The following is a 12,842-nucleotide window of genomic DNA, read 5'->3' as shown; positions in this document are numbered from 1 at the left end:
TTCGACCGGGAGGCCCGCCGCCAGGTGCGGCATCGAGGCCCGCATCCGCAGCGTCGAGCAGCGCCGGCTCCGCGGAAGTCCGGCAGCCTACGCCTCCGCGCCCGCCACCCCTGAGAACCGCCGCACATACCGCCGCTGCCACGGCGTCTCCACCGCCCGCCGGTCATAGTGCGCCCGCACATACCCGACGGCCTCCTCCGCCGGTACGCCGTCCAGGACCGCGAGACAGGCCAGCGCCGTCCCCGTACGCCCGCGTCCGCCCCCGCAGGCCACCTCGACGCGTTCGCCCGCGGCCCGCTCCCAGGCCTCGCCCAGCGCCGCGCGAGCGGCCGGCCGGTCCGCCGGGAGGCGGAAGTCGGGCCAGCGGAGCCAGTGGAACTCCCTGGGGACCGCGGGCGGTTGGTGGCCCAGGAGGTAGAGGGCGTACGACGGGGTCGGCGCCTCCGGTCCGAGCGGGTACCTGAGTCCGCGGCCCCGCACGAGCCTGCCGGAGGGCAGTCGCATGACGCCCGCGGAGTTCACGTCCCACTGGTCCATGGCCCCATTCGACCACGCACCGCTCACCCTTGGATGTCGTTCGCCACCGCCTACCGCCGACGCGGAGGCCCTCATCACCACCCGTGCCGCGCGGCACACTGTGCGGGTACGCCGAGCCGCGACCCCAGGGAGCCCCGATGACGATCCCAGCCCCGCTGACCGGTGTCGTCCCGCCCGTCTGCACCCCTCTGACACCGTCCCGCGAGGTGGACATCCCGTCGCTGCTCCGTCTGGTCGACCATCTGGTGGGGGCCGGGGTGCACGGGCTGTTCGTGCTCGGCACGTCGTCGGAGGCGGCGTATCTGACGGACGCGCAGCGCCGGTCGGTGGTGGAGACGGTGACGGGTCATGTGGGTGGCCAACTCCCGGTCCTGGCGGGCGCGATCGACATGACGACGCCACGGGTCCTGGACCACGTGGCCGCGGTGACGGCGGCGGGCGCGGACGCGGTGGTCGTGATCTCCCCCTTCTACACGGCCACCCACCCGGCTGAGATCGCCCGCCACTACCGTCTGATCGCCGCGGCGAGCCCGGTCCCGGTCCTCGCCTACGACCTCCCGAGCGCCGTCCACACCAAGCTGCCCGGCGAGCTGGTACTCGACCTCGCCGCCGAGGGCGTGCTGGCCGGCCTCAAGGACTCCAGCGGGGACCTGGGCGCGTTCCGCGAGGTGGTCGTCGGCGCCAGGACCCGGGGTGGCATCCACGGCTTCAGCGTGCTGACGGGCTCCGAGCTCATCGTGGACGCGGCGCTCCGGGTGGGCGCGGACGGGGCGGTACCGGGGCTCGCGAATGTCGATCCGGAGGGGTATGTGCGGCTCCATCGGCTGTGCCGGGCGGGGGACTGGGAGGGGGCCCGGGTGGAGCAGGAGCGGTTGTGTGCGTTGTTCGGGATGGTGCGGGTGGGGGACGCGGGGCGGATGGGGGGTTCGTCCTCGGCGTTGGGGGCGTTCAAGGCGGCGTTGTATCTGCGGGGGGTCATCGACTGCCCGGTGACCGCCGAGCCTCAGGTGGGGCTGTCGGAGGAGGAGGTCGAGAGGGTGGGGAAGTTCCTGGCGGCGGCGGGGTTGTCGTAGGAGGCCACCGGGGGCTACACACCCCCGGGCGTGACCATCCCCGACTCGTACGCCACGATCACCAACTGCGCCCGGTCGCGCGCCCCCAACTTGCCCATGATCCGGCTGACATGGGTCTTCGCCGTCAACGGACTCAACCCCAGCGCCTCGGCGATCTCGGCGTTGTTGAGTCCCCGCCCGACCAGCACGAGCACCTCACGCTCCCGTTCCGACAGGCACTCCGGACCACCCGAGAGCGCCGGTGCCGACGCCGGTGGGTGGCTCAGCAGCCGGGCGATCAGGCGGGCCGTCGGACCCGGTGACAACAGCGACTCGCCCGCCGTCACCGTACGGATCGCGTCCAGGAGCTCCGCTGGTCTGGTGTCCTTCACCAGGAACCCCGACGCGCCCGCACGCAACGCCTCGACGATGTACTCGTCGGTGTCGTACGTCGTCAGGACCAGCACCTTCACCCCGGCCAGTGCCTCGTCCGCCGCGATCAGCCGGGTCGCCTCGATGCCGTCGAGCTCGGGCATCCGGATGTCCATGACGACGAGGTCGGGCGCCGAGCGCCGCGCCAGTTCCACCGCCTCCCTGCCGGTCGCCGCCTCCCCCACCACCTCCATGTCCCGCGCCGACTCGACGAGCATCGCGAACGCGGCCCGTACGAGGGTCTGGTCGTCGGCAAGCAGTACACGGATCGTCATACGGCCCTCTCCAGCGCAGTCGTCAACGGCAGTACGGCCGTCACCGCGAAACCGCCCTCCGGCCGCGGCCCCGCGTCGAGTGTGCCACCGACGCTGCGGGCCCTCTCCCGCATCCCGACGAGCCCGAAGCCGGCGCCTTCGGAACCGGCCACCGGGCCCGTGCCGTCGTCGGTCACCGACAGCCGCAGGGCGCCCTGATCCTCGTAGAGCTCGACGGAGATCGCCGGTTCGGGTCCCGCGTGCCGGACCGCGTTGGTCAGGGCCTCCTGGACGATGCGGTAGGCCGCCGCGCCGACGGCGGGCGGCGCCTCCCGGATCCGTACCGTCGGCTCCACCCGCGCTCCTGTCAGCCGGGCCGTCTCCACGAGGTCGGACAGGCCGTCGAGGCCGGGCAGCGGGCCGCGGACCTCCCCGACGGCGCCCTGTTCGCGCAGCACCTCCAGCGTCGTACGCAACTCCCCGCGCGCCGAACGGCACGTCTCCGCGATGTCCTCCAGCGCCTTGGCGACCGTCTCGCGGTCGAGGCGTTCGGGGGCCGTGGACAGTACGTGCGCGGCCACCGAGGTCTGCACGCCGATCAGGGTGATGCTGTGGGCGAGCAGGTCGTGCAGGTCCCGGGCGATCCGCAGGCGTTCCTCCGCCACGCGGCGCCGTGCCTCCTCCTCGCGGGTGCGTTCGGCGCGTTCCGCGCGTTCGACGATGGCGGCGATGTAGTTGCGGTGTACCCGGACCGCCTCGCCGGTGATCGCGCACGCCAGGATCCAGCCGGAGATACGCATCAGCTCGATGCCCCGGTCCGGGTTGATGGTGGTCAGCATGATCACGCTGAGGACGAGCAGGGTCGGCACCACGGCCAGGGTCCGGCGCCGCGGCCCGGCCACCGCGAGCGAGTAGATGGCGACCATCGTCACCGCGATCAGCCCGGAGTGGGCGTTCCCCAGTGAGTGGTAGGTGCCCTCCACGACGATGAGCGCCAGGAGCACCCCCATCGGGTAGTGCCGCCGCCAGGCGAGCGTCAGCGCCGAGAGGCCGAACAGCGTCCAGCCGACGGTGTCCGGCGTGTGCGCGTCGTCGCCCTGTGCCACGAACGCCAGCGGGATCGACGCCAGACCGACCGCCACCGCGAACAGCCAGTCGCGCCGGACGGGCCGGGCGAGCCGCCTGCCGGGGTGGGCTAGTTGCTCCTGGGTGGTCACCACGTGCTCCATCCTCGCCGATCCGGCCCGGGGCCGGACCCCCTGGGCGTGAGCCCGGAGGTCCGGCCGACTGTCCCGCGTCCGGTTCAGCGCACCCCCACGGGCTCCGTGACCGGCTCCGGCAACTCCCCGCTCTCCGCCGCCGGTTCCCTCGACAGCGCGCCCGGCCACCACACCTTGCGCCGCAGCGCCACGCTCGCGCTGGTGACCAGGTAGGTGCGGACCAGGAAGGTGTCAAGGAGCACGCCGACCGCGATGACGAAGCCCAGCTCCACGAGCTGCACCATCGGCATGCTGGTGAGCACCGCGAACGTCGCCGCCAGGACCAGGCCCGCCGAGGCGATGACCCCGCCGGTCGTGCGCAGGGCGATCAACGCGGCCTGCGCCGGTTCGGTGCCCTTCAGGGACTCCTCGCGCATGCGGTGCATCAGGAAGATGCCGTAGTCGACGCCCAGGGCGACCAGGAAGACGAAGGACAGCAGGCCGAGTCCCGGGTCCGTGCCCTCGAAGCCGAAGACCGGGCCGAAGACCAGTCCGCCGATGCCGAGCGCCGCGCCCCACACCGCGACCACGGCCGCCACCAGGATCAGCGGCGCGACGACCGAGCGCAGCAGGGCGATCAGGATCAGCAGCACGGAGGCGAGGACGAGCGGTACGACGACCAGACGGTCCCGGGCGTTGGTGTCCTTCAGGTCGAGCTGCTCGGCGCTGGGGCCGCCCACGTAGGAGCCGTCGAGCCGGTCGCGCAGCTCCTTGATGGTGGCGGTCTCCCCCGCCGACTGGGGTGCGGAGCCGGCGGTGACGGCGATCTCGGTCCAGCCGTCGCCGCTGCGGCCGCGGGTCGCGCTGTCGACGCCCGGGGTGTCCCGGGCCTCGGCCAGGACCGCGTCGGCGCGGTCGGTGGGGGCGATGACGGAGATCGGCTGGGTGCCGCGCTCCGGATAGGCCTTCCCCAGGGTCTGCATGGCGGCGACCGCCTCGGGCTTGCTGGTGAAGGAGTCCTCCTGCTTGAGGCTGCCGGGGAGGTTCAGTGCCCCGAGCGCCAGCGCGCCGAGCAGTACCGCGCCGCCCGCGAGCACCGTCAGCGGCCGGCGCCCGGCGGAGCTGCCCATCGCGGCGAACAGCGACCGGCGGACCTTGGGCGTGCTGCCGTAGCGCGGCACCAGCGGCCAGAAGACGCGGCGGCCGAGCAGGACGAGGATCGCGGGCAGCAGGGTCATCATGGCGGCCAGCGCGCACAGGATGCCGACCGTGCCCAACGGACCCATGCCGCGGCTGGAGTTGAGATCGGCGGCGAGCAGGCAGAACAGGCCCACGGCGACCGTCCCGGAGGAGGCGAGCACCGCCGGTCCACAGCCCTTCAGCGCGGCGGCCATCGCGTCGTAGGGCCGCTCGATGCGCCGCAGCTCCTCGCGGTAGCGGGAGACGAGCAGCAGCGCGTAGTCGGTGCCCGCGCCGAACACGAGGATCGTCATGATGCCGGAGCTCTGGCCGGACACGGACGTCCCGAACCCCTGGTTCAGCCCGTAGGCGACCCCCATGGACAGATAGTCGGCGATGCCCGCGACGGCGAGCGGCACCAGCCACAGGAACGGGCTGCGGTAGATGAGGATCAGCAGGAGCGCCACGACGGCGGCGGTGGTGTAGAGCAGGGGCCCGTCGAGCGAGTTGTAGACCGCGGAGGCGTCCGTAGCGAGCGCGCCCTCCCCACCGACCTCGACGCTCAGGCCGTCCTCGCTCTTGGCGATGTCCCTTACGTCGCCCACGAGTTGGTCGCGCTTGTCCTCGTCCGTGCCCGGCTCGGTGCTGGCCACCGGGTACATCAGGGTGGTGCCGTCCTTGGACGGGACGCCCTCGGGCAGCACGGCGAGCGGGTGCGCGTTCGCGATCTCGCCGATCTGGCCGGCGGCCGTCGCCCGGTCCGCCGCGGTCAGTCCGCCGTCGCGGTGGTAGACGACGACCATCTGGGTCGTCTCACCGCCCGGCAACCGGTCCTGGATCTTGGCGACCTGGGTGGAGTCGGCGCTCACCGGCAGATAGTCGACGGCCCGGTCGCGCTGCACGTCCGAGAGCTTCGACGCGAACGGCGAGGTGAGCGCCAGCACGGCGATCCACAGCCCGAGCACGAGCCAGGGCACGGCACGCCGTCCCCGGATGGTTGTCGTTGCGGCCCCCATGAGTCGGGCCTCCCCTCGGTCGGATGTCTGGTTCGGTTCCAGACTCCCGGCGGCCGGGGGCCGATTCGTCGGGCGGCAGGGCGAGTTGGGGGTTACTGCGCAGGGCGTCCTTCAGATGCCGATACTCCCTGGGGAGTAACGGCGGTTGTACGACGACGATGGCACCGCCCGCCTGCTACGACGGGGTGCGCGCCGCCACCAGCAGCCGCGTCACATCGTCCGCGCAGATGGTGAGCGCGGCGCCGACCGTCGCGAGGGCGTCCCGCTCCGCGGGGGTGTAGGGCCCGTCGGCGAGGGCGATCCGTGCGCCCTGGAGGAGGATCGACTCACGGCCTGCGGGGGCGAGGTGCGGGGCCAGCGGGTCCAGCGCCTCGTGGAGCTCTATGGCCAGGCCTGCCCCGCAGGGCTCGCCGAAGACCCGCCCCGTGTCGGCGGCCAGTGCCTCGACCAGCGCCCCGAGCTGGTCCTCCGTGCAGTCGTCGAAACCGGCGGCACGGACCGCGCACGCGGCGGCCTCCAGTGCCGTACGGGAGCAGGTGCCGCCCGCGGCGAGCACCGCGAGGGCGATGGTGTGGACGGCGTCACGAAGCATCGCGGAGAAGCGGGTGGTGGTCGGGTGGTCGAGGACGTCGGTGCCGAAGTGGCGCTTGCAGGCGGCGCACTCCACCACCGGGCCGGTCTCGCCGCGCGGCAGCACGGGCATGCCGAGGAGGGTGAAGCGGCGCCTGCCGGTCAGCCGCTGGTAGTTGCGGTCGCCGCCGCAGCCGGGGCAGAAGAACTCCCCGTCGCCCACAGGCGTCCACGCGGTGCGGGTGCCCAGCAGGCGCGCAGCCCTGACGGCCTGGCCGTTTCGTCCCCGTCCTGGCAGCACGTCGCACCTCCGCGTAACGGCACGGCAACATCGCCGTGCTGGCGTGATGTTAGCCACATCACGGACCCGGAGTCAGCACCCCTGACGAGACCTTCCCGTGACCTGCACAGGCGGGTGGCCAGAAACAGACGTGCCCCGCTCACCAAGAAACGGCGAGCGGGGCACACCTCAGGGGCGCGGGGAACTGCGCGACCAGCCACGACGGCGCCGCAGCCGATCAACGACCCTTCATCAGCGGGCGGCCCGATTGACGGCGGACACGACCGCCTTCAGCGAAGCACGTGTCGTGTTCGCATCGATGCCGATCCCCCACAGAATCTTGCCGTCGATCGCGCATTCGATGTAGGAGGCGGCCTGCGCGGAGGCACCCTCGCTCATCGTGTGCTCCTGGTAGTCCAGCAGGCGCACGTCGATCCCGACGGACTGCAGCGCGTCGAAGAAGGCCGAGATCGGACCGTTCCCGGAGCCGGTCAGGACGGTGTCCTGACCATCCACCGTGGCCTCCACCTTCAGCGTGTCCACGCCGTCGGTGTCGGTGGTCGACTGGTTGTTCTTGACCTGGATACGGCCCCACGGGTTCTCGGGGTTCGGCAGGTATTCGTCCCGGAAGGTCTCCCAGATGTCGGACCCGGTCACTTCGCCGCCCTCGGCGTCCGTCTTGGCCTGGATGAGCTTGGAGAACTCGATCTGCATCCGGCGCGGCAGGTCCAGCTTGTGGTCGTTCTTCAGGACGTACGCGATACCGCCCTTGCCGGACTGCGAGTTGACCCGGATGACCGCCTCGTAGGAGCGGCCGACGTCCTTCGGGTCGATCGGCAGATACGGGACCGCCCACTCGATGTCGTCGACGGTGACGCCCTTGGCCGCCGCGTCGGCCTCCATCGCGTCGAAGCCCTTCTTGATGGCGTCCTGGTGGGAGCCGGAGAAGGACGTGTAGACCAGGTCGCCCACGTACGGGTGGCGCGGGTGGACCTCCATCTGGTTGCAGTACTCCCACGTGCGACGGATCTCGTCGATGTCGGAGAAGTCGATCTGCGGGTCGACGCCCTGGGAGAAGAGGTTCATGCCCAGGGTGACCAGGTCGACGTTGCCGGTGCGCTCGCCCTGGCCGAACAGGCAGCCCTCGACGCGGTCGGCGCCGGCCATCAGGGCCAGCTCGGCGGCGGCGACGGCGGTGCCGCGGTCGTTGTGCGGGTGGACGGAGATGACGACGTGCTCGCGGCGGGAGATGTTGCGGCTCATCCACTCGAAGCGGTCCGCGTGCGTGGACGGGGTCGAACGCTCCACCGTGGCGGGCAGGTTGAGGATGATCTCGCGACCCGGACCGGGCTGGTAGACGTCCATCACCGCCTCGCAGACCTCCAGCGCGAAGTCCAGCTCGGTGTCGGTGAAGATCTCCGGGCTGTACTGGTAGCCGAACTCGGTCTCGGGGCCCAGCAGCTTCTCGGCGTACTCCATCACCAGACGGGTGCCGTCGACGGCGATCTGCTTGATGTCGTCCTTGGAGCCGCGGAAGACCACGCGGCGGAAGACGGGCGCGGTGGCGTTGTACAGGTGAACCGTGGCGCGCTTGGCGCCCTTCAGGGACTCCACCGTGCGCTCGATCAGGTCCTCGCGGGCCTGGGTCAGTACGGAGATGGTGACGTCGTCCGGGATCGCCCCCGGCTCCTCGACGATCGACCGCACGAAATCGAAGTCCGTCTGGCCCGACGCCGGGAAGCCGACCTCGATCTCCTTGTAACCCATCTTGACCAGCTGGTCGAACATCCGGCGCTTGCGCTCGGGCGACATCGGGTCGATCAGGGCCTGGTTGCCGTCGCGCAGGTCCGTGGAGAGCCAGCGGGGGGCGACGGTGATCCGGTTGTTCGGCCAGGTGCGGTCCGCGATGTCGACCTGGTCGTACTGGCCGTACTTGTGGATCGGCATGGCACTGGGCTGCTGGCGGTTCGCCATGATGCGGGGGCTCCTCAGGATGTCCGGAAGGACGGCCGACGACGCAACACCAAGCTCCGCGGGGAGGGAGTCGACCTGGACTACAGGCCCTCGCCGCGGCAGCTAAGAAGAAGCAGCCCGAAACGCATGATGCGAAGCATGCTAGCCGAGCCGATTCGGACGCGGGGCGCCGTATCAGTATGCGGGACCACGGTCGCGAAAGGGACAAAAAGTGCGCCATACCACTTCGTCACGGAGCGTGCCGCTCCCTGTCCGTATATTTCACCAATCATGGTTGCGGGTAGTGACACCGGCATAACGCAGTGCAATGGTGCCGGGCATGACGACCCACGGGGGCCATGAGCCCGTCTTCTGCACCGTCGTACCACCGCACGTCCTCGACAAGCTCGCCCAGGCCGAGGACCCCGCACTCGCCGGCCCCGCGCGCAAGACCCTGCAGCGCGACGCCTTCGAGCGCACCCAGCGCCGGCTGACCACGGTCATCGGCGCCCCCTCCATCGCCGCGCCCGCCGGCGCCGAGGCCGGCAAACCGCACCGCACCATCTACGACGCCCGGCACCGCACCGACCTGCCCGGCAAGAAGGTCCGCGCCGAGGGCGAGGAGCCCGGCAAGGACGCCACCGTCAACCGCGCCTACGCCGGCCTCGGAGCCACCTTCGAGCTGTTCCTGGCGGCGTACGAACGCGACTCCATCGATGCGAACGGCCTCCCGCTGGACGCCACCGTCCACTACGAGGAGGACTACAACAACGCCTTCTGGAACGGCGAGCAGATGGTGTTCGGCGACGGCGACGGCGAGATCTTCCTCGACTTCACCATCCCGATCGACGTCATCGGCCACGAACTCACCCACGGCGTCACGCAGTACACGGCCAACCTCACCTACTTCGGCCAGTCCGGCGCGCTCAACGAGTCGATGTCCGATGTCTTCGGCTCCCTCATCAAGCAGCACACCCTCGGCCAGACCGCCGCCGAGGCAGACTGGCTCATCGGCGCGGGCCTGCTCGCCCCGCGCGTCACCGGCTCGGCGCTGCGCTCCATGAAGGCCCCGGGCACGGCGTACGACGACGACGTCCTCGGCAAGGACCCGCAGCCCGCGACCATGGACGACTTCGTCCGCACCGGCCGCGACAACGGCGGAGTCCACATCAACTCCGGCATCCCCAACCACGCGTTCTTCATCGTCGCCACCACCCTCGGCGGGCACGCCTGGGAGCGGGCCGGACAGATCTGGTACGACGTCCTGACCGGCGGCCAGCTGAAGAAGGACGCCCTGTTCACGGACTTCGCCGCGCTCACGGTCGCCGCGGCCAAGGACCGCTACCAGGACGGCGAGGAGCTCCAGGCCGTTCTGAAGGCGTGGGAGCAGGTCGGGGTGCGCACGGCGTAGTTCCGTACTAGACACGGTCCCATGCGTATTCGAGTGAGCCGTACCGGTGGATTCGCGGGCATCGAGCGTCATGCCGAGGTGGACACCTCGGGACGGCCCGACGCCCACGAGTGGCACACCCTGGCCGAGAAGGCGCTCGCCGGCGGCCGGGGCACGCCGCCCATCGGCGTGCCCGACGGTTTCGCCTACGAGATCACCGTGGACGGCAGGACGGTGTACGCCGCCGATCCACGGCTGACCGAGGAGCAGCGCAAGCTGATCTCGCGGGTACTGAAGGAAGGTGCGTAACCGGTCGTTCACGCCTGCCCGTTGACTTCCGTTACCGCTGGTACGGATGATCCGGCGCATGGCGACTGAAGAGCATCCGATACCCCGTTTCCCGGCCGGCTTCCTGTGGGGCGTCTCGACCTCGGCCCATCAGATCGAGGGCGCGGTGGAGCTGCGCGAACCCTCCGTGTGGGACGCCTTCACGGCCGAGCCGGGACGGGTGAAGGACGGCTCGACGGCGGCGATCGCCGTCGACCACTACCACCGCTACCCCGAGGACGTGGCACTCCTCGCCGGACTCGGCGTGGACGCGTACCGCTTCTCGATCTCCTGGCCGCGGGTCCTGGGCAAGGGGGGTCTCGACTTCTACGACCGCCTGGTCGACGAGCTGACCGCGGCGGGCGTACGACCCGTCCCGACCCTCTTCCACTGGGACCTGCCGCTGGACTTCCAAGAGGCGGGCGGCTGGCTCGAGCGGGACACGGCCTCGCGATTCGCCGAGTACGTGTCGGTCGTGGTCGACCGCCTCGGTGACCGTGTCAAGAAGTGGATCACCATCAACGAGCCCGCCGAACACACCCTGTTCGGGCACGCGTTGGGCGCCCACGCACCCGGCAAGCAGCTGATGTTCGACGCACTCCCGGTCGCCCACCACCTGCTGTTGGCCCACGGCCTGGGCGTCCAGGCGCTGCGCGCGGCGGGGGCGACGGACATCGGGATCGCCAACTCGCACGGTCCGACGTGGGCGGCGTCGCAGGAGCAGCCGGACGTGGAGGCGGCGGCGTTCTACGACCTGTTGCTGAACCGCCTGTTCGCGGAGCCGGTCCTGCTGGGCGAATACCCGGACGGGATGGGCGACTTGATGCCGGGAGACGTGGCGGCGGACCTGAAGGTCATCTCCGAACCCCTCGACTTCTACGGCGTCAACTACTACGCCCCGACCCGCGTGGGCGCCCCGCAGGGCGCCGACATCGAGTTCGGCGGGCTGACGATCCCGGCCGAACTCCCCTTCTCCGTCCAGGAGATCGAGGACGTCCCGGTGACGGACTTCGGCTGGCCGGTGGTCCCCGAGGGGCTCACGGAACTCCTCACCGGCTTCCGTGACCGCTACGGCGACCGGCTGCCGCCCGTCGTCATCACCGAGAACGGCTGCTCCTACCAGGGGATCGACGACCAGGAGCGGATCGCCTACCTCGACGGCCATGTGCGGGCGCTGCACAAGGCGGTGGCGGCTGGCGTGGACGTACGCGGGTACTTCGTGTGGTCGCTGCTCGACAACTTCGAGTGGGCGGAGGGGTACGCACGGCGGTTCGGGCTCGTCCACGTCGACTACGAGACCCTGACCCGGACACCGAAGTCGTCGTACGGCTGGTACCAGGAGCTGCTCCGGGCCCAGAGATGACGACATCGGCTCTCCAGGACCCCGTCGAGAGGGTCGGCCGAGGCTGGACGGCCGCCCTCTCGCTGGCCAACGTGGCGATCTGGGTGGGCTGGTACGGCCCGCTCCAGATCCTGCTGGCCCGGCAGGCGGAGGACTTCGCGCCCGGCGCCGGAATGTCCAAGGAGACGCTGCTGGCGTGGGTGACCGGCGTGGGCGCGGTGGTGTCGCTGGCCGCGAACCCGTTCTTCGGCGCGCTGTCGGACCGCACGACGGCCCGCCGGGGCCGCCGTACGCCGTGGATCGTGGCCGGTGCGGCGGGCGGCGCGCTGTCGCTGCTGCTGCTCGCGGGGGCGGGCGGGCTGTGGCTGATGCTGCTCGGCTGGTGCCTGGTCCAGCTGACCCTGAACGCGGCCTTCGCGGCGGTGACGGCGGCGGTGCCGGACCGGGTGCCGCGGTTGCAGCGGGGTGCGGTGGGCGGCTGGCTGGGGGCGGCGCAGATCCTCGGGGCGGTCGCCGGTACGGGGCTGGCGACGGCGGCGGGCGGGATCGCGGCGGGGTACGTGGCCTGTGCGGTGTTCACGCTGGCGGGCGTACTGCCGTACGTGCTCCGGTACGACGATCTGCGGCTGGCGGTGACGGACCGCCCGGTGTGGTCCGCGAGGACCTTCTTCCGAGGGTTCTGGCTGAGCCCGCGCCGCTACCCGGACTTCGGCTGGGCCTGGCTGACCCGCTTCCTGATCAATCTCAGCAACGCGCTGGTGATCCTCTACCTCCTCTACTACCTGCGGGACCGTCTGCACCACGACGACCCCGAGCAGGGCGTGCTGATCCTGACCGCGGTGAACAGCGTGACGCTGCTGGCCACGGTCGTGGTGGGCGGCGTCCGGTCGGACCGGTCGGGCCGTCGCAAGCCGTTCGTGCGGTGGTCCGGGGTGCTGATGGCGGCGGCCACGGCCCTGCTGTCCGTGTGGCAGACCTGGCCTAGCGCGATCGTCGTGGCGGCACTGCTGGGCGTGGGCCTCGGGGTGTTCATGTCGGTCGACTTCGCGCTGATGACGGACGTACTCCCGAAGGCGGGCGACCGCGGCAAGGACCTCGGCGTCATCAACGTGGCCAACGCCCTCCCCCAGGTCGCCGCCCCCGCCCTCGCCGCACCGATCGTGACGCACCTGGGCGGATACCGGGTGCTGTATCTGGTGGCGGCGGTGGTCGGGCTGGCGGGGGCGGGGGTGGGTGGGGGGGTCAAGGGGGGGGGTTGGGAGGGGGAATTGGGCGGGGAAAGGGCTCCCGCGGCCCGGGGGGGCCCGAAGC

The 12,842-nt window shown here is 71.2% G+C and carries 11 protein-coding genes; 5 read left to right on the top strand and 6 right to left on the bottom strand.

Features of this window, described 5'->3' with window-relative positions; all coding sequences use genetic code 11:
• Positions 1–87 precede the first annotated feature (87 nt).
• Positions 88–537, bottom strand: a complete 450-nt coding sequence (locus TN53_RS34135; protein ID WP_046262659.1) for a protein-tyrosine phosphatase family protein — start codon at positions 535–537, stop codon at positions 88–90.
• A gap of 137 nt (positions 538–674) precedes the next feature.
• Here TN53_RS34135 and TN53_RS34130 point away from each other — a divergent pair, with 137 nt between their 5' ends.
• A complete protein-coding gene (locus tag TN53_RS34130; protein WP_046262658.1) occupies positions 675–1,610 on the top strand; it encodes a dihydrodipicolinate synthase family protein in 936 nt (311 codons plus the stop codon).
• A 14-nt stretch (positions 1,611–1,624) separates the two neighbouring features.
• On the opposite strand, the gene TN53_RS34125 is transcribed toward TN53_RS34130, so the two are convergent.
• The 5 genes from TN53_RS34125 to leuA form a co-directional block, all read right to left on the bottom strand.
• Positions 1,625–2,296 carry a response regulator transcription factor gene (locus TN53_RS34125; protein ID WP_046262657.1) on the bottom strand — a complete coding sequence of 224 codons (672 nt, stop codon included), beginning with the start codon at positions 2,294–2,296 and terminating at the stop codon, positions 1,625–1,627.
• Entirely contained in the window at positions 2,293–3,504 is a 1,212-nt protein-coding gene (locus TN53_RS34120; RefSeq protein ID WP_095046885.1) for a histidine kinase, read from the bottom strand. Before TN53_RS34120 ends, TN53_RS34125 begins: the two co-directional genes overlap by 4 nt.
• 74 nt (positions 3,505–3,578) lie before the next feature.
• A complete protein-coding gene (locus TN53_RS34115; protein WP_095046884.1) occupies positions 3,579–5,669 on the bottom strand; it encodes an MMPL family transporter in 2,091 nt (696 codons plus the stop codon).
• Positions 5,670–5,844: 175 nt separating this feature from the next.
• Positions 5,845–6,540: a TerB family tellurite resistance protein gene (locus TN53_RS34110; protein ID WP_046262655.1), complete on the bottom strand. Its 696-nt coding sequence runs from the start codon at positions 6,538–6,540 to the stop codon at positions 5,845–5,847.
• A gap of 231 nt (positions 6,541–6,771) precedes the next feature.
• Positions 6,772–8,493 carry a 2-isopropylmalate synthase gene (gene leuA / locus TN53_RS34105; protein WP_046262654.1) on the bottom strand — a complete coding sequence of 574 codons (1,722 nt, stop codon included), beginning with the start codon at positions 8,491–8,493 and terminating at the stop codon, positions 6,772–6,774.
• Positions 8,494–8,812: 319 nt separating this feature from the next.
• Here leuA and TN53_RS34100 point away from each other — a divergent pair, with 319 nt between their 5' ends.
• From TN53_RS34100 to TN53_RS34085, 4 genes are all read left to right on the top strand, one after another.
• Complete coding sequence (locus TN53_RS34100; RefSeq protein ID WP_046262683.1) at positions 8,813–9,883, top strand: M4 family metallopeptidase; 1,071 nt, start codon at positions 8,813–8,815, stop codon at positions 9,881–9,883.
• Positions 9,884–9,904: 21 nt separating this feature from the next.
• Positions 9,905–10,171, top strand: a complete 267-nt coding sequence (locus tag TN53_RS34095; protein WP_046262653.1) for a protealysin inhibitor emfourin — start codon at positions 9,905–9,907, stop codon at positions 10,169–10,171.
• 58 nt (positions 10,172–10,229) lie between these two features.
• A complete protein-coding gene (locus TN53_RS34090) occupies positions 10,230–11,552 on the top strand; it encodes a GH1 family beta-glucosidase (RefSeq protein WP_046262652.1) in 1,323 nt (440 codons plus the stop codon).
• On the top strand, positions 11,549–12,842 hold a 1,294-nt coding region (locus tag TN53_RS34085), incomplete at its 3' end, for an MFS transporter (protein ID WP_234441766.1). The genes TN53_RS34090 and TN53_RS34085, both read left to right, overlap by 4 nt.

This window comes from Streptomyces sp. WM6386 (genome assembly GCF_000972385.1).
GTDB lineage: Bacteria > Actinomycetota > Actinomycetes > Streptomycetales > Streptomycetaceae > Streptomyces.
This window is presented reverse-complemented; position numbering and strand designations above follow the sequence as displayed.